The 19,693-nt window shown below is 68.3% G+C and carries 16 protein-coding genes; 7 read left to right on the top strand and 9 right to left on the bottom strand.

Annotation, left to right across the window (positions count from 1 at the left end):
* Nucleotides 1–90 precede the first annotated feature (90 nt).
* From ABGA98_RS21020 to ABGA98_RS21010, 3 genes are read right to left on the bottom strand one after another with little or no spacing between them, the layout of a single operon-like run.
* Entirely contained in the window at nt 91–1,233 is a 1,143-nt protein-coding gene (locus tag ABGA98_RS21020) for a PLP-dependent aminotransferase family protein (RefSeq protein ID WP_347620056.1), read from the bottom strand.
* Between the two features lie 58 nt (nt 1,234–1,291).
* Nucleotides 1,292–2,947, bottom strand: coding sequence for a carbamoyltransferase N-terminal domain-containing protein (locus ABGA98_RS21015; RefSeq protein ID WP_347620055.1), 1,656 nt, complete (start codon nt 2,945–2,947; stop codon nt 1,292–1,294).
* Nucleotides 2,944–3,891, bottom strand: coding sequence for a PHP domain-containing protein (locus tag ABGA98_RS21010; RefSeq protein ID WP_347620054.1), 948 nt, complete (start codon nt 3,889–3,891; stop codon nt 2,944–2,946). Before ABGA98_RS21010 ends, ABGA98_RS21015 begins: the two co-directional genes overlap by 4 nt.
* 371 nt (nt 3,892–4,262) lie before the next feature.
* Between ABGA98_RS21010 and ABGA98_RS21005 the strand changes: the two genes are divergently transcribed.
* From ABGA98_RS21005 to ABGA98_RS20990, 4 genes are all read left to right on the top strand, one after another.
* Complete coding sequence (locus ABGA98_RS21005; protein WP_347620053.1) at nt 4,263–5,243, top strand: ATP-binding cassette domain-containing protein; 981 nt, start codon at nt 4,263–4,265, stop codon at nt 5,241–5,243.
* A complete protein-coding gene (locus ABGA98_RS21000) occupies nt 5,244–6,044 on the top strand; it encodes an ABC-2 family transporter protein (protein ID WP_347620052.1) in 801 nt (266 codons plus the stop codon).
* Nucleotides 6,041–6,853 (top strand): ABC-2 family transporter protein, encoded by an 813-nt coding sequence (locus tag ABGA98_RS20995; protein ID WP_347620051.1) that lies wholly within the window; start codon nt 6,041–6,043, stop codon nt 6,851–6,853. Before ABGA98_RS21000 ends, ABGA98_RS20995 begins: the two co-directional genes overlap by 4 nt.
* Nucleotides 6,854–7,030: 177 nt before the next feature.
* Nucleotides 7,031–8,401: a condensation domain-containing protein gene (locus tag ABGA98_RS20990; protein WP_347620050.1), complete on the top strand. Its 1,371-nt coding sequence runs from the start codon at nt 7,031–7,033 to the stop codon at nt 8,399–8,401.
* Here the strand turns inward: ABGA98_RS20990 and ABGA98_RS20985 are convergent.
* From ABGA98_RS20985 to ABGA98_RS20970, 4 genes are all read right to left on the bottom strand, one after another.
* A complete protein-coding gene (locus ABGA98_RS20985; RefSeq protein ID WP_347620049.1) occupies nt 8,398–8,817 on the bottom strand; it encodes an ester cyclase in 420 nt (139 codons plus the stop codon). The genes ABGA98_RS20990 and ABGA98_RS20985 overlap by 4 nt on opposite strands.
* 94 nt (nt 8,818–8,911) lie before the next feature.
* Complete coding sequence (locus tag ABGA98_RS20980; RefSeq protein ID WP_347620048.1) at nt 8,912–9,310, bottom strand: hypothetical protein; 399 nt, start codon at nt 9,308–9,310, stop codon at nt 8,912–8,914.
* Nucleotides 9,311–9,350: 40 nt separating this feature from the next.
* Complete coding sequence (locus ABGA98_RS20975) at nt 9,351–9,917, bottom strand: GNAT family protein (protein ID WP_347620047.1); 567 nt, start codon at nt 9,915–9,917, stop codon at nt 9,351–9,353.
* Nucleotides 9,918–9,969: 52 nt separating this feature from the next.
* Entirely contained in the window at nt 9,970–10,854 is an 885-nt protein-coding gene (locus ABGA98_RS20970) for a sulfotransferase (protein ID WP_347620046.1), read from the bottom strand.
* Between the two features lie 274 nt (nt 10,855–11,128).
* Here ABGA98_RS20970 and ABGA98_RS20965 point away from each other — a divergent pair, with 274 nt between their 5' ends.
* Nucleotides 11,129–11,557: a nuclear transport factor 2 family protein gene (locus ABGA98_RS20965; RefSeq protein WP_347620045.1), complete on the top strand. Its 429-nt coding sequence runs from the start codon at nt 11,129–11,131 to the stop codon at nt 11,555–11,557.
* A 418-nt stretch (nt 11,558–11,975) separates the two neighbouring features.
* Here ABGA98_RS20965 and ABGA98_RS20960 read toward each other — a convergent pair whose 3' ends face one another.
* Nucleotides 11,976–14,033, bottom strand: coding sequence for a M48 family metalloprotease (locus tag ABGA98_RS20960; RefSeq protein WP_347620044.1), 2,058 nt, complete (start codon nt 14,031–14,033; stop codon nt 11,976–11,978).
* Between the two features lie 80 nt (nt 14,034–14,113).
* On the opposite strand from ABGA98_RS20960, the gene ABGA98_RS20955 reads away from it, so the two are divergent.
* Nucleotides 14,114–15,334 (top strand): deoxyguanosinetriphosphate triphosphohydrolase, encoded by a 1,221-nt coding sequence (locus tag ABGA98_RS20955; RefSeq protein ID WP_347620043.1) that lies wholly within the window; start codon nt 14,114–14,116, stop codon nt 15,332–15,334.
* Nucleotides 15,335–15,394: 60 nt separating this feature from the next.
* On the opposite strand, the gene ABGA98_RS20950 is transcribed toward ABGA98_RS20955, so the two are convergent.
* Nucleotides 15,395–16,276, bottom strand: coding sequence for a peptidoglycan DD-metalloendopeptidase family protein (locus tag ABGA98_RS20950; RefSeq protein ID WP_347620042.1), 882 nt, complete (start codon nt 16,274–16,276; stop codon nt 15,395–15,397).
* Between the two features lie 182 nt (nt 16,277–16,458).
* On the opposite strand from ABGA98_RS20950, the gene dnaG reads away from it, so the two are divergent.
* Nucleotides 16,459–19,260, top strand: coding sequence for a DNA primase (dnaG, locus tag ABGA98_RS20945; protein ID WP_347620041.1), 2,802 nt, complete (start codon nt 16,459–16,461; stop codon nt 19,258–19,260).
* Nucleotides 19,261–19,693 lie beyond the last annotated feature (433 nt).

The raw sequence follows: 19,693 nt of genomic DNA, 5'->3' as shown, positions 1-19,693 counted from the left end.
CCGTGTCCATCGCGTGAAGGCGCGCACCGCCGTCTCGCGAGACGGCGGTGCGCACCTTCACGCGGGAGGGCCACCCTGCGCAGGTGGCCGCTACGTGCTTTTCTGGATGGCTTCGCCGAGCACGCGGACTCCGCGCACCAGTTCAGGCTCGGACACCATCGTGAAGGCCATGCGGAACCACTGCTGGTGGTTTCCACCGTCACCGAAGAACGAATCGCCCGGTCTGCAGAGCACACCTTCCTGAGCGCTGTGGTGCATGACCAGATCTCCCTTGACGTGGCCGGCGAGCTCGATCCAGAGGAACATGCCGCCGTGTGGCACGTCGAAGCGAACCGTGTCGCCGCAGTGCTCGCGCAGGCTCGCGACGACGGTGTCACGCTTGCTTCGGTAACTTCGCGTGACTCGAGACAGATGCTCGTCGTACCGACCGCTGCGCACGAAGTGTTCAAGGATGCGGGCGGTGAGCTGGCTTGAGCCGAGATCTTCTCGCGGGGCTGCCACGACATCGACGAGATCCGGTCTCGCGCTGAGCCATCCGCAGCGCAGCCCGGGGGCCAGCGTCTTGCTGAAGCTTCCGACGGTGATCAGCCGGTCGCTGCCTTCGAGCGTCGACATCGGCGGCAACCGCGGTCCGTCGTACCGCAGTTCGGCATAGACGCGGTCCTCGATGACGAGGAAGTCGTACTCGACCGCGAGCCGCAGCAACTGCCGGCGGCGGGAGAGCGAGAGCGACCATCCCGTAGGGGTGTTGTAGTCCGCGATGACGTACACCAGCCTGCACCGGCGGCCCGCGGCCTTCAGCTCGCCGAGCCTGCGTTCGAGGATGTCGACGCGCATTCCGTCGCGGTCCATCGGGATGGCGAGAGGTTCGGCGCCGAGGGCGCGGCCGATCCGGATCGAGGCTCCCCATGTGGGAGCTTCCACCACGAACACGTCACCGTCGCGGAGTAACGCCCGCCACACGAGCTCGATGGCGTGCGCGGCACCCGACGTCAGCATGATGCCGTCGATCCCGGCGGCACTCGGTGGAGCCGCGCCGATGCGCTCGGCCAGGGCCGACCGCAGCCCGGCGTGTCCCCGCGCGATTCCGGCCCGGCCGGGTCCGCCGTAGAACAGGGACGGCTCGGACTCCGCCAGCGTGCGTTCGGTGAGTTCCAGAAACTCCGAGCTCGGAAAGGTCGTCGCGTCGGGCAGCCCCAGGTCGAGGGGCCACCTCACCTTCCCTGGTGACATGCCCGGCTCCTGACCTGTCGACGGGTTGACAGCGGCGCGTGAGGTAGTTTCCAGGGATTCACGATGATACTTCTGGGTGTTCATAGATCGTCCCGTCTGACCAGATATAAGGCGCCTTCCCCCACTTCATCGCGCTGGCAACGTCGGGGAAGAAGCCGCAGTTCTTGAAATTCGCGCTGGTGTTGCACAGCGCCGGCATGCCGCTGACTTCGCGATATGCCGTGAGAAGCTCCACCAGCTCTGGGCACTGCGCCTTGTTGACGGTCTGCAGCCGTGCGGTTCCATCGACGTGACAGATGGCAGGCAGACGGTCGCGCCACACATCCCGGACGCGGTGGCTGAAGAGCATGTAAGGATCGGGGGTTCCCGGATCGAAGATCTCGGGTGCGGCGTCCTCCAGGCACACGGGTGCGACGGGACGGTAGGCCTCGCGATCCTTCATCTCGTTCAAGCGGTCGTGCATGGCTCTGTCCGTGGCCGGCGCGAGGATGCTCCGGTGGCCGAGAGCGCGCGGCCCGAGCTCCGCCCTGCCGGTGAGGAAGACGACAGGTTCGCCGGTCTCGTCCAGGAGCCGGGCGAGCTGCGGCAGGGAGCACGGAGATGGTTTCCACGCCGGATCAACCGGCGACGCACCCAGCCGCTGCCCGCTGTAGACGTCCCACTCCACCTGGGACCGTCCCTCCGCCACAGCCATGGCACAGCAGGCCACGCCGAGCGCGACTCCTGAGTCATTGGGAAAGGGCGGGACCCAGACGTGGTCGAACAATCCGCTTTCACGAATCTGACTGTTCCAATTGATATTCAACGCGGTGCCGCCCGTCAGGCACAGGTTGCGCGGCGGGTCGGGAATCGTCTGGAGCGCCCGATCGAGGCTCTCCACCAGCCGGTCACCCAGATAACGGCTGATGGAGGCGATCATGTCGACCGGTGAGACGTCGGCGAGGTGCATGGCCGGCGCCAGCGCCTCCAGTTGTGCCACCCCCGCCTCGAACCGGAAGGCGTCGTCTGTCCCGAACGGTGACTCGCGGCAGCACGCGGCATGACGTTCCTTGAGAGCGGAGTCCAGCGTGGCCATCGCGGCACGGTTCGGCGTACCCAGCGCCGCGTACGCCATGATCTTGCCCGCCAGCCCGAGATTCTCGAACCCCGAGGCCCGTTGGTCGAACGGCGGGAACGACCCGGCAAGCACCGAATACGCGTTGCCCACGAGCGGGAACAGAGCTCCGACCGTCCGCAGCTTCGTGAGATCGCCGCGGCAGTCGTACAGGTACGGATACATCAAGCCGTCCCAGCTCAGGATGAGGGCGGGCTCGGCCGCAACCGCGAACGGGCTCGTGCAGTACGCGGCGGCGACATGGCCCGCGTAGTGAGGGAACGTCACATACTCGAGGTCGAGCGTCCTTTCCCGGACCGGGTTGATGAGGGTCTTCGACCTGATGCCTTCCACGTACGGTCCCAGCCGGACCTCGACATCGATCCCGCGCCACCGCCGGGTTTTGTACGGCTCGTGCCAGCCGTCGAAGGCGACGAGATCCATGTCGTCCAGCGAGTAACCGAATTCGCCGAGCAGAACCTCCACGTCGCCAAGTTCGTCGATACGCGAATAGCGAGGCCGGTTGGCGATCTTCTCGCTCTCGCAGGACATGACGAGACGGCCGTCCTCGACGACCGCCACGGCCCCGTCGTGGGTGATCTTGATGCCGCACAACCTCATTCGCCGTCATCTGCCTTTCCTGGCCAGTGCAGGGGAATGTCCACACCACAGCGGTCCGCCGCCTCGAGCAGGTGCTCGACGGGCATCGGGAACTGCCCGACCGCGGTCTTGCCGTTCCCGTGGAAGTCCGAGCTGCGGAAAGGAACCAGGCGCAGCCGATGTGCTGTCTCCCGTCGGCGGTTCTCGTCCGCGGGCGAGTCGTGTCGTGAGCTCACCTCCACGCCCGCGAGCCCTTCGGCCGTGAACCTGCGAAGGTCGCCGACCACGCCATCCCATGAATTCCTGCCCGAGTGGCACTCCCAGAAGGGGTGCGCTATCACCGGGATTCCGCCGGCGTCGCGGACCATCGCGATGGCGCGCTCGGTGGGCACGTACCGGTCCCGTTCGGAGCTCTTCAGGGCGTTGTACCGTTCCCTGACGACGGCCGCCGCCTGGACCGGATCCACGGCGAGCGGGCGTGCCAGATACCGGCCGATGAGCGTCGCACTGAGCATCCATTTGCGTGGATGCAGCGGAGGTCCGTCCTCCTGGACGCCCGCGAGGATGTCTTCGGTGGGCGGGAGGGGCGTGCCGGTGGCGCGCAGGCCGGCCAGCACCCGGCCATAGACGTCGTTCTTGATCGCGGTCGGCCGGAAGGCGAACTCCTGCACCTTGGCGTCGAGCACGCCGTGGCCGTAGCCCAGCACGTGATATTTGCGGTCGTGGCGCATCGTGCTGATCTCGAGCCCGGGAAGCAGGATGATGCCGTGCCCCGCCGCCAGGGCCTCCAGCCCGGGATCGTAGGTCGTGCGGGAATGGTCGCTGATGCTCATCACCCGCAGTGCCGCTCGCCCCGCCCGTTCGATGACCTCCTCCGGTGACATCAGGCCGTCGGAGTTCGTGGTGTGCAGATGGAGGTCGCAGAATGCCTGGCCTGCGGTGTCGTCGCATGCGGAACGAGTCATTGGAGCACCTCAAGAACTTCGGATCTTGTCTGAAGCATGCGGTCGGCCTGTTCTTGTGATGGCCCGAGAAATGCCCCTGCCACCCCGAACACATGTGACGGAGGGTGTCGAGACTTCGAACGAGAATATCCTAGAAGTGACAGGCCTGACTTCTGGACCGAGCCAATAGGCCGCATCGTCGGTAAACAACTCACGTGGCTTTCTGCGGTGCCGTGACCTGCCTCTCCGAGCGGGCGTGCAACTGATGATTGTCCTCACTTGCACACCGTGCCGGCAGGCCCGGGGACCGGCCTCCCGCGCCCGGCTTCTTCGACGCGGCGTGCACAGGGACATGGCGTGGTCCGGTGATCTCGCCTGTATGATGGCGCGCCATGACGATCAAAGTGCGGGAGTTGGTGAAGGAGTTTCGCCGGTCCAAACGGAAATCTGGGCGCTTCACCGCACTCCGCACGCTGTTCGGCAACGATTATGTGTCGACCAGAGCGGTTGATGGCGTCGACTTCAGCATAGAACCCGGGGAACTCATCGGCTACATTGGGCCCAACGGCGCTGGCAAATCGACGACGATAAAGATGCTGACCGGCATTCTGGTGCCCACCTCCGGCACCGTCGAAGTCGCCGGTGTGGTGCCGTGGCGCGAGCGCGAGCGAAACGCTCGTCAGATCGGCGTGGTGTTCGGGCAGCGCACCGGGCTGTGGTGGGACCTCCCGCTGCGCGACTCGCTGGAACTCGTTCGTACGCTCTACGACGTGCCTCGTCAGAGATATCTGGCGAATCTCGAGACCTTTGCCGGCATGCTCGGCCTCGATGAGTTCATCGACGTGCCGGTGCGGCAGCTCTCCCTGGGCCAGCGCATGCGCGGAGACCTTGCGGCGGCGATGCTCTATGAGCCGCGGATTCTCTATCTTGACGAGCCGACCGTCGGTTTGGACATCGTCGCCAAGAGGCGCATCCGTGAATTCCTGAGTCAGCTCAATCGTGAGGTCGGTACGACCGTCATTCTCACCACTCATGACCTTGACGATGTCGAGGAGCTGTGCACGCGCGTCATCCTGATCGACCGCGGAAAGGTGCTCTATGACGGTGATGTCGCCGAGCTGAAGAGACAGCATGCGCCCTACCACGACGTGATCGTGCATGTGGCGGAGCCGACGTTCGACGTCGAAATTCCCGGCGTGCGGCGAACACGATGGGAGGACGGTTTGCTCACCCTGACGTTCGACCCGTCCCGCATCGCGGCCGCGGACCTCATCGGCAACGTGCTCGCCGTCCACCAGGTAACGGACCTGTCCATCGTCAGACCGAAGCTCGAAGATGTGGTCGCCGACATCTACGGCGAACGGTCCTCCTAGATGCGGACGAGTCTCGCGGGGTATGCGGCCATCGGCAGGATGCAGGCGCGCACCGTCATGCGGTATCGCGTCGATTACGTGGCGGGACTTGTGCGGCTCCTGTTCCAGATCCTGCTCCTGCGGGTTGTCTGGGAGGCGATCTACGCAGGCCGGACCATGGTCGACGGGGTGCCGTTCTCGGTGACCATCACGTACCTGACGCTGGGCAACCTGCAGAACTGGTTGTTCAGCCCATGGGTCTTCTCGCTGATTCCTGAACGGGTCAGGGACGGGCTCGTCGGGATCGATCTGACGCGGCCGGTGAACTTCCTCGGCCACGTGGTCGCAAGCCAGGTCGGCCGCACCGCGGCGATGGCGCCGTTCGCGGTGGTGGCGCTGCCCTTCGCTGGTTTCGTCGGTGGAGCACAACCGCCTTCGTCACCCGGGGTGATCATCGCCTACGTTGTCAGCCTGGCGCTCGGCTACTGTGTCATCACCATTCTCTCCGCCCTGGTCGGGCTGATCACCTTCTGGACGCTGGAGCTCGACGGGCTCTTCCTGGTCTACCGCATGGCGGTGCAGTTCTTGTCCGGCGCGTTGGTGCCTCTGTGGTTCATGCCGGACGCCCTGCGCATCGTGGTGGAGATCCTGCCGCTCCAAGCGGTGATGCACACGCCGACGGCGATCTATCTCGGCAGGATGCACAGCGGCGACGTGGTGATGGCGATGGCCGTCCAGGTGTTGTGGGTCGTGGTCCTGTGGTTCGCCGCGCGCCTGGTGTGGTCTCGGGCGATCCGCCGGATGGTCGTGCAGGGAGGGTGACCACGTTGATACGGGCGCTGCGCATGTGGGCGATTCTGGCCCGTGCCGCGTTACGGGCGGAGATGCAGCACCGCGTGCACTTCTTTTTCGGAATGCTCGGTGGGCTCGCGGTGCAGGCGCTGGGCCTCGTGTTCATCGCGACGATTCTCAGCCGGTTCGGGGATCTCGGCGGCTGGACTTTCCGCGAGATCCTGTTGCTCTATGGCATGCGCCTGACGGCCCATGCCCTGTGGGTGATTCCTTTCGCCTCGCTGTTCCAGATCACCCACGTGGTGCGCTCGGCGGAGTTCGACCGGTACCTTGTCCGGCCACTCAATCCGCTGATACAACTCATGACACGTCGGATGACCATCGTGACGATCGGCCATCTCGTCGGCGGTGTGGCGATCCTGGCGGCCGGTATGGTGAGCTCGGGGGTCGACTGGACTCCGGTGAACGTCCTCCTGCTGGCCGCCGCGCTCGTCGGCGGGGCGCTCACCGAGATGTCGTTCCAACTGGTGCTGGCGAGCCTGGCGTTCCGGCTGCACGGCGCCACCGAGATGATGCTCACTCTCGACAGCGTCTTCAACAGCTTCGGCAATTACCCGATCAAAATCTTCGGGCCGGTGGCGCGGTGGAGCCTGACCACCGTGTTTCCGCTGGCTTTCGCCGCCTACTTTCCGGCGGCCGTTCTCCTCGGCCGGACCGGCGAGCTGTGGGTCCTTCCGTGGATCGCGGTGGCCGCGCCTGCCGTAGGGGTGATTTTGGCGGGTCTGGCATATCTTTTCTGGCAGTCACAAACTCGCTACTATTCGTCCAGCGGAAACTGATTTTCTGGCGCGGTTCTCACACCGACGTTCATGTCTCCCAGCCGACGGCGCTGACCGATCGCCCGGGTGAACGACGCATTCACAGGGCCGGCACCCGGCGCCGTACGAACCCATACCCGCCCGAACACGGCGGCCTCATGCACGCTGCGGCAGCACGACAGAACGGAGATACGGCTGATGTCGGTGGACCTTGTGGAGCACATGGACTCACTGCCGCTGGAATTCTCGGAGTGCCGGGTCGGCAGCGGCCCGCTCGCCTGGGCGCAGAAGGGCATGTGGAACAACATTCGTGCCCTCACCCCTGATGACCAGCATCTCAACGTGACGCTGACCTTGGACGTGCCTGACGGCGGGTCTTCCGTCGACCGGGTGCTGACAGCGCTCCGCACCCTGGTCGCCAGGCACGACGCACTGCGCACCACATTCCGCCGCGGCGACGACGGCCAGCCGGTCCAGACCATGGCAGGGCAGGGCGCCATACCGGTCACCCTGGCCGCGGGGCCCGACGCGGTGCGCCGGTTGTCCGACGCGCAGTCCGGTCTCGGCGCCAGGCGCTTCGACCTGGAAGTGGATCTGCCCTTGCGCGTGGGCCTGGCCATGGCAGGAGACCGGGTGCGGACCGTCGTCCTTTGCCTGTCGCATCTGGTCGTCGACGGCTGGGCCAGTCTGCTGCTGCAGGAAGAGCTCGCGGCGCTGCTGGCCGGCGCGCGTGCGTTGCCGCCGGTGACCAGGCAGCCCATCGAGCAGGCCCGTTACGAGCGGGAAGTGCTCGCACCCCGCCTGCGCACGCGGGTGCCGGCCCACTGGCGCAAGGTGCTGAGCACATGCCCGCTGGGGGATGAAGCGTTCACCCTACGCGCTGAGCCGGCGACGCCACGGTTCTGGCAGGGCTCCTACCTGTCCAAGGCGTCCTCGTACGCGTCGCAGTTGCTGGCGGCCCGGCACGGGGTGAGCCAGACATCGGTCTTCCTGGCCGCGGCGGCGCGCGTCCTGACCGAATACGCGGGTCGTGACACGCTTCCGGTTCTGCTCCGGGTGAGCAACCGGTTCGCCCCCGAGGTCAAACGGTCACTCCTGTACCTGTGCCAGAACACCCCGGTGCTGCTGGAGAACGGGGGAGCACCGTTTCCCCAGCTGGTCCGCTCGGCGCACCAGGCGGCGTTGAGGGCCTACCAATGCAGTCAGTACGACCCCGACGACGTCAAAGGCGTGTTGGACGAGATACATCAGCCGAACGTCATCCCGGACCTGGTCACCTTGAACCTGGTCTCCCATGGTGCGGCCGTCGCCGGCGACCAGAGAGGGCCGGAATGGCCCGAGGGAGCAAGGCCGCGAGACCTCCTCCAGGACAGCTCCTTCACATGGCACCGCAAATTCGACAACGAGCGGATCAGGCTGTTCCTGAGCGTGTTCCGCGGCGTCTCGTACCAGGTGATCGGCGACACCGGCTATTTTCCGCCCGAGCAGATAGAGGCCACCGCCCGGCTCATCGAGGCGACTCTGGTGGACGAGGCCGAGCGGGATTCCGATGCCCTGCGGCCGGGCTAGGACGGGACGGCGCCGAGCTGCCTCAGCTGCGTCAGGAGGTCGACGACGCCCCAGATCTCGGCGATCCGGCCGCCGGCGAAGCGGAAAATGAAGATCTCGTTGTACGTGACGGACCGGCCGGTCGGCGGAAGGCCCCTGAACTCGCCCCGGTGGGTGCCGGTGACCGTGTTCCTGGAGACGATCTTGTCGCCTTCGGCGATCACGTCCTCGACCTCGACGCGCATGTCGGGGAATCCGCGAAGAAGCACCGCCCACACCTGCTTGAGCGCCTGCGGCCCCGGCAGGTCCGTCGGCACCGGCGCGTGGAAGATCAGGCCGGGGTCGACGACCTCGTCGATCACCGTCGCGATGAGCTCCGCGTCGCCGCTGTTGACCGCCTCGTGGAAGCGCTGGAACGTCGCTCTGTTGCTGGACATGTTTTCCTCGGATCGGCTGGGCCGCCGGTGGCGGCTGGACGGTATCCCACCAGTCCGACGACGCATCGCCGCGGAATGTGACGCGGCAGCGCCCTCACGGCCGGCGGAGTGCGCGGATCACGTCCCTGATCCAGAAGCCGAGCACCACGACGCTCGCCGTCCCGAGAAGGGTGATCAGCAGCCAGTCCGAGGAGCCGGTCACCGGATAGACGATGTACGGGTTGCCGGTGTCCTCGGCCGGAACGCTGTCGCCCACCCGCTTTAGGCCGTCGCCCGTCGCCAGCGTGACGCGACGCCGGACCGGCGAGTCGTCGGCGACGAAGTAGCCCACCCACGTACACGTCCGGCCGCCGCAATCTTGCTCGGTGGCGGTGAAGACGCCGGGGACGCCGGAACCGAACTGGGCGGTGTACGCGGGCACGATGTCGCGCGCCGCCAGGACCAGCAACATCCCGGCGAGGACCGGCGCCCCCAGCCACCAGAACCAGCGCAACGCCTCACCTTCCGTGCCAGGCCGCTGGGCGGCTCGTCGGTCAACTCGGGCGCTCGCCGCCCAGACGGGTCGCGGGTTCGTCGTGCCAGTCGGGGAGCGTCACCGTGCCGGAGAGCCAGTCGCGCCGGAGCACGGCGTAGCCGACCGAGTCGTGGAGGGTGCCGCCGTTCCGGCTCGGCCAGGCCTCGCGGTAGTGCGCCTCCTTGGCGTACCCGCTGCCGCGCAGGATCGCGCGCATGGCGTGGTTGTCCTGGCGGGTCGTGGCCTCGATCCGCATGACGTGGGGGAACTCGGTGAAGACGTATGGTGTCAGCCAGGCGACCGCGGCCGTGCCGAGGCCCTGACCGCGCCGGGCCGCACGGATCCGCAGGTCGAACATGGGGGTGTCGTCGGCGAGGTCCTGCAGCCGCACCAGGCCTGCGCGCTCGCCGTCGGCCAGCACCCAGAACGTCCGGTTCTCGTCGTTCCAGTAGAGCCCGTCGGCGGCCCGCCGCCTGACCGTCTCCGCGTCCTGCGTGCCCGCGTGGAAGGGCCAGTCGTTTCCCGTCAGGAAGTCCACCAGCGGGTCGATGCCGTCGGACGAGAACGGGGAGAACTCGATGCGCATTGCCGGATCTTTCCACACGACAGCCCGCCGGTCATACCGGTTTTCCACCAGGTCAGCGGTAGCCCCAGGCCTTGGCGTACTCGGCGAGCCCGGGTGGGAGCGCGGTGTTGTCGAAGGTGCGGGCGGGCTGGATCCGTCCGGACTTGATGGTGTCGCTGCGGTCGCCCAGGTTGGGGACGAACCGGCCCTGGTCGTGCTTGCTGTACTCGAGCATCTCCGGCTCCCACGCCACGCCCAGATATTCGCAGACCTCGCGGGTGACCCGTTCCGGCTCGGCGGTCAGCTCTTCGTAGCGCAGTGTGAGGCCGTCGAGGGTACGGCGGGCCTGTTCCAGGGGCTTGAAGTATTTCAGCGCGTTCGCCTCCAGCGCTTCGCGGGTGGAGGTGTTGGTCTTGCGGTTCTCCAGGGACGACACCACGCCCTCCGGATGGCGCAGCAGGAAGAGGAACTTCGCCTTCGGCCAGGCGTAGTGCAGCCGCTCCCAGATGAAGACGTTGCCCGGCGTCTTGTCGACGATGATCTCCTTGCCGCTGCGCTCCAGTTCCAGGCGCAGGATGCGGTCCCACAAGGCGTGCTCGAGCTCCACCTTGTCCAGCCCGAGCTCCTGCATGGACTGCTCGGAGAAGTCAGGGGTCAGGTGGACCTCGACGGTGCGCAGGTGCAGCTCGTGCGGGGCGCGGATGCGGGAGTGACTGTTGAGCAACATGCGCAGCAGCGTGGAGCCGGAGCGCACCGAGGCGATCACGAAGACCGGGGAGTCCACCTGCCGCGGCAGGATCGGGATGGCGTAGTCGACGACGTGCGTGCGCTTCGGGGGACGCGGGCGGGAGGCCTTGAGCAGCGGGCTCGGCTCTGGAGCCGACAGCTGGCGTGGTGGGCGCAGCGCCTCGTTCAGCAGCCGAATTCTTCGCTTGATGCCGGTTCTCACAACGCCCATGCGCGCCTGCAGCCCTTTCGTTACCGCGCGTTACCTCATTCCCTCCGGGAATGAGCAGCCGAAACCCGGGGTAACGGCCGCCGTAGCCGGACAAAAGTAACGTAAGGGGGCGGGGTCAGAAAGGCATTGGCGCAGGTTCACAGCGCATTCTCAGGGACGGGCGGTGGCGAGCCGGCCGGCGGGCGGTCGGGGAGGCGTCCCAGTGCCGCCCATGGCTGACGGTTACCTCGCGGGTAATCGACGGGCTTACCCCGCGCCGGGCAGGCTGTGCGGCATGACGTACGAGATGCGGAACACCCGTGACATCGTGCAGGAACTGCTGCGGCGCATCGCCGGGGGCGACCACGACGGCGCGGCCGGGATGTTCGCCGAGCAGATCGACTGGCGGCTCAGCTGGCCCGCGGAAGGGCATCCCGAAGTGCCCTGGATCCGGCCGCGATCGACCAGGGCCGAGGTGGCGGACCACTTCCGCGCGCTGGACGCGCACCACGTGCCCGAGCTGAACGGCACGTCGGTCGCCCGGATCCTGGTCGACGGTGCGGACGCCGTGGTGCTCGGGAAGATCGTGCAGACCGTGCGGGAAAGCGGTGTCGCGTACACGTCGCCGTTCGCCCTGCACCTCACCGTCGAGGACGGCCTCATCACCCGTTACCACATTTTCGAGGACAGCCTCACGGTCGCCCGCGCCCTGGGCGCCGCCTGACCGCCGCGAGCCCGCTCACGGGCTCGCGGCCGGTCGCGGCGGGTGTCAGCGCACGGTCACGGTGTGCAGGAGCACGTTCAGGCGGGGGTGCGCCTCGTGGCTGATCATGGATTCCATGAGAATAACGTCCAGCCCTGAAAGTATCCACTGGTTCTCCAAGCCACTTCCTGGCGTGGTACCCGCAGAATAATGAAGGATTCCCTGACAACGACGGCGTCCGGCGCTGATCACGCGACTGCCGGGGCGGTGCCCTCCGGAGTGGCCCCTGCGCGCCGGCCGGACACGGAAACCGGTCCTCGAAGCCGGGGCCCGGCCGATGGAGCGGCGTCCCCCCGGCCTGATCGGGGCAGGCTGGGACGCCGACTGGGTCGCCGAGTCCGGGCCGAGCTGGAACGCCCGCTGCGCTGACCACGGCCCGCTAACGGGGGGCGTCCGGGTTCGGGTCGCCCAACGTGTGCGGCACCGGCTCTCCGTCCGAGAACAACCAGGCGTCTCCGGAGGTGTCCGGGGCGGCGGGGCCGGACTCGTGAGCCCCGGGTTCTGGGGCGGTGGGTCCCCAGGTGTTCGGGGTCGCGGGTTCCGGGGTGTGGGGGACGGCGGGCTCCTGGGTGTGGGGGACGGCGGGCTCCGGGGTGTGCGGGGTGGCCGGTCCCCAGGTCTGCGTGGTCTCGGATTCCGGGGTGTGGGGGACGGCGGGGCCCGAGGCGTGCGGGGGGACGGGTCCTGAGAAGTGGGGGGACTGGTCTCCCGGGGCGGGGGGAGCGGATGGTCCCGGGGAGGGCGGCGCGAACGGCCCCGGAGCGTGCGGGCCCGGGATCCCGGAGGCGGGCCCGGCAACGGGCCCGGAGGCGGGTCCCGCAACGGGCCCGGAGGCGGGTCCCGCACCGGAGGGAGGTCCCGCAGCGGGGCCGGAGCTGGGTCCCGCACCGGGTCCCGCAGCAGGGCCGGGGGCGGGTCCCGCACCGGGTTCCGCGGCGGGCAGGGCGCCCAGCGGGGGCGGTTGCTCGACGGGGACGTAGTCGTGGCGCATGCCGTGGTCGCCCAGCCATTGCCGCAGCCCGCCCACCGCCGACGGATCGGCCGCCACCCGGGCCGCGTACTCCGACAACGCCACCTCCTCCCCGTCGTCGAACAGCAGCCGCGCGGGCCCCGACCAGGACAGCGTCCACCTGGCCTCGCCGAGCTGGATCATAACGGCCTCGAGCGCCTGCCCGAGCACCCCGGCCAGCAGGGTGTCCGACGGGTTCCAGCCGAGCTCGCGCAGCTTGTACTCGAGCTCCGCCTGCCGCCCCCGCGCGATCGCCTCGAAGGCGGCGTCCAGGTACGGCCGTGACGCCCCCATCACCTGCTGCCCGGCCAGAGCCAGGTCGCGCAGGGCGTCGGCGTTGCGGGTGGCGTACATGCCGTGCGCGACGAGCTCCTCCCACGAGACCGGCCGCAACGTCAGCAGCGCCTCGGACGACCACATGGACTGCTCGACCGCCTGCACGGCCACGTTCGGGTCGCGCAGCAGGGTCAGGGCCGAGCGGGGGTCGGGCACCTGCTGCGGCTCCGGCAGGCGCTCGATGGCGGCCAGGCGGTCGGCCAGGCTCGGGTGGGAGTCGTACGGGGAGACCTCCTCAGGCTGATCGCTCAGCCTGGCCAGCTCGGCCTGCCGTTCGGCGTCGCTCATGAAGGCGTGGAAGCCGCCGAACACCGACGCGGGCCTGGTGCCGCCCGCGCCCGTCATCGACAGGTACGCGTTGACGTACAGGTCCCAGCCGATCGCGGTGGTGTGGATCTTGTGCAGGGCGCCCGCCATGGCCTGCCGGCCGCCGATCGCGACGGCGAACTGGTCGGCCTCCAGCTCCTGCTTGCGCGATACGGCCTGCGACACCCGCAGGTAGAGCTTCGCGTACCAGGTGAACAGACGCTGGACGAACGGGTGGTTGCGCAGGCCCTGCACGGTGGCGATCAGCGAGACGCGCCCGCGGTAGACGGGCGCGCCCAGCCGCGTGTGGGCGCCGCTGTAGTGGCCGAGCTCGTGCCCGAGCACCGCGCGCAGCTCGTCCACGGTGAGCGTCTGCAGCAGCGGCAGCCCGACGAACATGCGCCGCCGCGTCGCCTTCATGCCCAGGAACCGCGTGTCCTCCGAAACGGCCGCGTTCACCTCCGCCACCAGCCGGATCTCGTCGGGCGGCGCGGTGCGTACGCGCTGGGCGAGCTCCTCGACCGTCTGCCACAACACCGGCTCGTCCTCGCGCGTGACCGCGACGCCGGGCTGCTCGCCGCCCCGGCGGCGGCTCACCATGATCAAGGCCCGGACCAGCGCGAGCGCGGCCAGGGTCAGCACGGCCGCGAACTTGATGAGGTTGACGTGGAAGTCGACCACTAAGAGGACGTCGAAGAAGACCGCCGCGGCGAGGATCAGACCGACCAGAACGTAGAAGCCGGCGAGCAGGGTGAAAGCCAGCACCGCTCGGAACGCTGTCGTCATGGGGGAGGGCTCCCGGGGAAGGGGTACTCGCGAGGCTCGACACTAGCGGAGACGGGAAACTGGATAAAATCGCTGCACCAATGTCGTACTACGACCAACACGACCAGGACCGATGGGTTCCGGAACCTCCCGGCAATCCGGATCGCTCGGCGTTCGAGCGTGACAGGGCCCGCGTGCTGCACAGTGCGGCGCTGCGCAGGCTGGCCGCGAAGACGCAGGTCGTCGGCCCCGGCGAGACCTTCGGCGGCGGCCAGCACATCCCGCGCACCCGGCTGACCCACTCGCTCGAATGCGCCCAGGTGGGCAGGGAGATGGGCGCCACCCTCGGCGTCGACCCCGACCTCGTGGAGACCGCCTGCCTGGCGCACGACCTGGGACATCCGCCGTTCGGGCACAACGGGGAGGTGGCGCTCAACGCGCTGGCGGAGTCGTGCGGCGGCTTCGAGGGCAACGCGCAGAGCCTGCGCCTGCTCACCCGGCTCGAGGCCAAGGTGCTCACCGAGGACGGCAGGAGCGCCGGTCTCAACCTGACCAGGGCGGCACTGGACGCCTCGATCAAATATCCCTGGACGTGTGACAAGTCTCCCAAATTCGGCGTCTACGACGACGACCTTCCCGTGTTCGAGTGGATCAGGGAGGGCGCGCCGGACGGACGGGTGAGCTTCGAGGCGCAGATCATGGACTGGGCCGACGACGTCGCCTACTCCGTGCACGACCTCGAGGACGCCCTGCACCTCGGTCACGTCACCCCGGAAGCGCTCCAGTCCGCCGAGGAGCGCAGGCAGGTGTGCGAGATCACCCGCACCTGGTACGCCCCCGGCGCCGACCTGAACGAGCTGGACACCGTCTTCGCCGAACTGATCACCGATCCGCTCTGGCCCCGCAGCTTCACGGGCACGCTCGCCGACCTGGCCGGCCTCAAAGCCCTCACCAGCGGTCTCATCGGCCGCTTCTGCCGCTCCGCGCAGGCCGCCACCAAGGAGGTGTACGGCAGCCGCCACCGCGCCGACCTCGTCGTGCCGCCCGCCACGAGGCTGGAGTGCGCGCTGCTCAAGGGCGTCGTCGCCCACTACGTCATGACCACGAGGGACCACCACGCCAACCAGGCCAGGCAGCGCGACCTCATCACCGAACTGGCCGCGCTGATCGCCCGCGGCGCGCCCGGCACGCTGGAGCCCGCCTTCCGGCCCGCGTACCAGGAGGCCCCGGACGACGCGGCCCGCGTCAGGGTCGTGATCGACCAGATCGCCTCGCTCACCGACACCTCGGCGGTGGCCTGGCACAGGCGGCTCACCCGGTGAGCCAGGCCGACATCCAGGCCCTCATCAGGTCGGGCGCCGTCGTCGACCAGAAGGAGCTGCCTACGGGGTGACGCTGACCACGCCGCCGTCACCGTCGTCATCGACGGACGGCGGCTCGCTCCTGGCCGCCTGCGGCGTCGTCTTCGGCTTCTTCGACGCGCACAACACGGTGCAGCGCGGCGTCTCCCCGAGCTTCGCGCGCAGTTTCAGCGTCTCCTCCCTGGGGGAGAGCGTGCGGTTGCCCGTACGCCAGGCGTCGAGGTAGTCCCACGGCTTGACCATGCCCCTGCGCACCCACCAGAACGTCGAGCCGGTCTTCCACGAGATCGCGAAATACAGGTTGGCGGCGGTGTCCCGGGCGTTGCCCGACCTGCCCACCCGGCCGAGCAGCCGGCCGGCCTTGACGCGGACGCCCGGCCTGATGCCGCCGGCCACCGTGTCGAGGTGCCCGCCGAGATAGCGCACGCCGTCGTCACCGATGATCGTGACGAACCTGCCCTCGCGGTCGGCGCCCGCGTCCGTGGACGGGCGCCACCGGTTCCTGGTGTTCACCTCGTCCACGACGCCGTCGACGGGCGCCACGAACGCGCACCCCTCCTGCGCCCAGATCGTTGTCTTGGGCAGCACGAGCAGCTTGCGCGAGTAGGTGACCTCGCAACCCTTGACGGGGAACGTGTAGGTGTATTTCGACAACTTCGGCGGCGGCACCTTGACCGGGTCGTCGCCCTCGGGCGGCTCCACGCCGGCCTGCTTCCCGGCCGTCGGGGTCGGCGTCGGGTCCGCGGGTGAGGCGGCCGTGCCCGCGCCGGTCGCGGGGCCGGAGGGTACGGCGGAGCGCAGGGTGGCGCCGACGCCGGCCAGCCCGGTCGCCTGGCTGCAGGCGCCGGTCAGCAGCACGGCGCCCATGACGGCCGCCCATCGCGCGATATGCCCCGATTGCATGGTCTCCACCCGTGTCACCGTTTCCCTACGACCTTTACCTTTGTAGCCGACCAGGGGTCCGCGTACAGCGGCTTTCCCGCTTTAGCAACCCACAGGTAATGCCCCTCTTCCCCCGGCCGCACGCGCCAGGATGCGCACCGCGGGGGCGGGAACCGTCGGCGGGGCGGAATAGACTCACGGGCGTGGCTGGACGGATCCGTGATGTCGACATAGCGCTCGTTCGCGAGCGCTCACCCATCGCCGACGTGATCGGCGAGCACATCCAGTTGCGCAACGCCGGAGGCGGCAACCTCAAAGGGCTGTGCCCGTTCCACGACGAGAAGAGCCCGTCGTTCAACGTCACCCCCGAGCGCGGGATGTTCTACTGTCTGGCGGCGGAGACCAGGGTCATGACCTGGGAGGGTGTGCGTCCGATCGCCGAGCTCGCGGGCGGGACGCATCGGGTGCTCGCGTCCGACGGCACGTGGGTGGACGCGCCCTTCATGTCATTCGGCGTCCAGCCGCTCATGAAGATCGTCTTGAGCCGCAACGGGCAGCGAAAGGAGATCTTCGCCACGCCCGAGCACCGTTGGTTCGTACGATCTGGACGGAAACAGGACAAACGCGCCGAGGTCATCACCAAAGACTTGAAGCGGCGTCATCGGCTGGTCTCGGTGTTCCCGGGCACCCGCATCAAGCGCACGACGCCGTCGCCCTTCGGCATAGCGCACGGGATCACCTTCGGTGACGGTACACGAGCGGCCACGGGGAGCAGAGCAACGCTCGACGCCGTCAAGGATGCCCAGTTGCTCAAGTGGTTCCCCCTCAGCTACGTGACGGAAAGCGTGGGAGGGTCGTCGGGAAAGAGCAGGCAGCTCCTGGTCCATCACCTGCCGCGGTTCTTCAAGGAGCTTCCCTCGCTCGACGAGTCCGTGCCCTATCTGTACGGCTGGCTCGCGGGCTACCTGGCCGCTGACGGGCATGTCGCCAAAGACGGCACGGTCATGTTGCACTGCGCGGACAAGGCGACCCTGGAGTTCGTCCGAGTTGCGTGCACCAAGCTCGGGATCGGCACGTACGGCGTCACCGAGCAGGTCAGAGAGGGCTTCCCGGGAAGGGAGCCCAGTTCGATCTTCCGTGTGCACATCATCAATGATGATCTCACCGAAGACTTTTTCCTGATCGACGAGCACCGGTTGAGGTTCACCGGCACAACGAAGGCGTTCGCGCGGCGCGGTTGGGTGGTGCAGTCCGTCGAGGAAACCGATCGGGTTGAGGAAGTGTTCTGCGCCACTGTCGACCATGGGCACGCGTTTGTCCTGGAAGACAATATTTTGACCGGGAACTGCTTCGGCTGCAGCGAAGGCGGCGACGTGATCACGTTCGTCGAGAAGATCGAGCACCTGCCCTTCGGCGAGGCGGTCGAGCGGCTGGCGCAGCGGGCCGGCATCCAGTTGCAGTACGAGCAGGGCGGCTACGTCCCGAGGCGCGACCACGGCGAGCGGGCCAGGCTGGTCGAGGCGCACCGGGCGGCGGCCGAGTTCTACGCCGACAAGCTGCTGGGCCCCGACGCGGCGGCCGGGCGGCGGTTCCTGTCGGAGCGGGGGTTCGAGCGGGCCGACGCCGAGATGTTCGGGGTGGGATACGCGCCGGCCGAGTGGGAGGCGCTCGTCCGCCATCTCATGGGGCGCGGGTTCTCGGCCGACGAGCTGGTCAAGGGCGGGCTGGCCAAGGAGGGGCGGCGGGGGCCGATCGACCGGTTCCGCGGGCGGCTGATCTGGCCCATCAGGGACGCCACGGGCGACGTGATCGGTTTCGGCGCGCGGAAGCTGCTCGATTCCGACGATGGCCCGAAATATCTGAATACGCCTGACTCGCCGCTTTACAAGAAGAGCCAGGTGCTTTACGGCATCGATCTCGCGAAACGGGAGATCTCCAAGCGGTCCCAGGCGGTGATCGTCGAGGGCTACACCGATGTGATGGCCTGCCATCTGGCCGGCGTGCCGACCGCCGTGGCCACCTGCGGCACCTCGTTCGGCGAGGAGCACATCAAAATTCTGCGCCGGTTCCTGCTCGACCAGGCCGAGTTCAGAGGCGAGGTGATCTTCACCTTCGACGGCGACGCGGCGGGCCAGAAGGCGGCGCTGCGGGCGTTCGCCGACGAGCAGAAGTTCGTCACCCAGACCTATGTGGCGGTGCAGGCCGACGGGCTCGACCCGTGCGACCTGCGGGTCAAGCAGGGCGACGCGGCCGTGCGCGATCTGATCGCGAGCAGGGAGCCGCTGTTCCAGTTCGCGATCAGGAGCACGATCTCGCGCTATGACCTGCGCAGCAACGAGGGCAAGATCGCCGCTCTCGACGCGGCCGCCCCGATCGTGGCCGGCATCAAGGACGTGGGGCTGCGCAAGCGCTACGCCATCGACCTCGACCGGTGGCTGGGTTTCATGGACGAGCGGTTCGTCATGCAGCGCATCTCCGAGGTGTCGGGCGCGCAGCAGGGCCGCGGCCGGCGGGCGCCCAGGGCGGCGCCCGCCGATCCCAGCGTGCGGGTCGAGGGCGAGCTGCTCAAGCTGGCCGTGCAGCGGCCGGCGTTGCTGGGGCCGCGCTTCGACGCGCTCGACGCGCAGGCGTTCACCACTCCCGACCACGCGACGGTGCACAAGGTGATCGCCGCCGCCGGAGGCGTCGCCGCGGCGGGGCCCGGCGGGCGGGAGTGGGTCGACCGGTTGCTCGAGCACGCCCACGAGGAGGGCGCCAGGGCGCTGGTGACCCGGTTCGCGGTGGAGGCGATCCAGACGGACACGCACACCGAGGAGCGTTATGCCGGCGACATCATGGCGGCGGTCGAGGCCATGCCGGTCGATCGGGCCATCGCGCAGGTGAAGTCGCGGATCCAGCGGCTCAACCCGGTGGAGGAGCAGCAGGAGTACAACAAGCTGTTCGGGGAGCTGGTGGCGCTGGAGCAGCAGCGCAGGGTCCTGCGCGACCGGCTCGCGGGCAGCTGACCAGGCATCCCCGGCACCTGCCAGGCCCGGACCTGCGCCGGTCCGTGCGCGCGGCGACCGGTCCGGGCGGGACGGGCGGACCGCGGCGGCTGCGCAACGCACGCATGGCCCGTGGGAGGTCGGGGGACGCCTCACTCCCGTCATGGGGCGGCGGGGGCAGATAACGGTTCGGCTGCGATCGGGGGCTGGAATGCCGGGCGGTTGACCGGGGATGTGGCGCGGTCCAATCGGCGGCGGAGCGCGGCGGGCGGCGCTCCGGGGCAGCGCAAGAGGTGCGTCCGGCTGGCGGCGTCGCCGGGCGCGTGAATCCAGAGCGCGTAATTGACTTTACTTTCCTGATCAAACTCGGCCCAAACCTTTAGGCGATCTCAATTCGGTAAGGACAGCGGCCTTACCTTCGGTGACAAAAATGGGTCTGCCATTTGATGGAACC

It is taken from the genome of Nonomuraea sp. B1E8 (assembly GCF_039871515.1).
Lineage (GTDB): Bacteria > Actinomycetota > Actinomycetes > Streptosporangiales > Streptosporangiaceae > Nonomuraea.
This window is presented reverse-complemented; position numbering and strand designations above follow the sequence as displayed.

Coding starts and splice junctions, on each gene's coding strand:
- ABGA98_RS21020 (WP_347620056.1), bottom strand. CDS start 1,233: ATGTCACCAGGGAAGGTGAGGTGGCCCCTCGACCTGGGGCTGCCCGAC.
- ABGA98_RS21015 (WP_347620055.1), bottom strand. CDS start 2,947: ATGAGGTTGTGCGGCATCAAGATCACCCACGACGGGGCCGTGGCGGTC.
- ABGA98_RS21010 (WP_347620054.1), bottom strand. CDS start 3,891: ATGACTCGTTCCGCATGCGACGACACCGCAGGCCAGGCATTCTGCGAC.
- ABGA98_RS21005 (WP_347620053.1), top strand. CDS start 4,263: ATGACGATCAAAGTGCGGGAGTTGGTGAAGGAGTTTCGCCGGTCCAAA.
- ABGA98_RS21000 (WP_347620052.1), top strand. CDS start 5,244: ATGCGGACGAGTCTCGCGGGGTATGCGGCCATCGGCAGGATGCAGGCG.
- ABGA98_RS20990 (WP_347620050.1), top strand. CDS start 7,031: ATGTCGGTGGACCTTGTGGAGCACATGGACTCACTGCCGCTGGAATTC.
- ABGA98_RS20985 (WP_347620049.1), bottom strand. CDS start 8,817: ATGTCCAGCAACAGAGCGACGTTCCAGCGCTTCCACGAGGCGGTCAAC.
- ABGA98_RS20975 (WP_347620047.1), bottom strand. CDS start 9,917: ATGCGCATCGAGTTCTCCCCGTTCTCGTCCGACGGCATCGACCCGCTG.
- ABGA98_RS20970 (WP_347620046.1), bottom strand. CDS start 10,854: ATGGGCGTTGTGAGAACCGGCATCAAGCGAAGAATTCGGCTGCTGAAC.
- ABGA98_RS20965 (WP_347620045.1), top strand. CDS start 11,129: ATGACGTACGAGATGCGGAACACCCGTGACATCGTGCAGGAACTGCTG.
- ABGA98_RS20960 (WP_347620044.1), bottom strand. CDS start 14,033: ATGACGACAGCGTTCCGAGCGGTGCTGGCTTTCACCCTGCTCGCCGGC.
- ABGA98_RS20955 (WP_347620043.1), top strand. CDS start 14,114: ATGTCGTACTACGACCAACACGACCAGGACCGATGGGTTCCGGAACCT.
- ABGA98_RS20950 (WP_347620042.1), bottom strand. CDS start 16,276: ATGCAATCGGGGCATATCGCGCGATGGGCGGCCGTCATGGGCGCCGTG.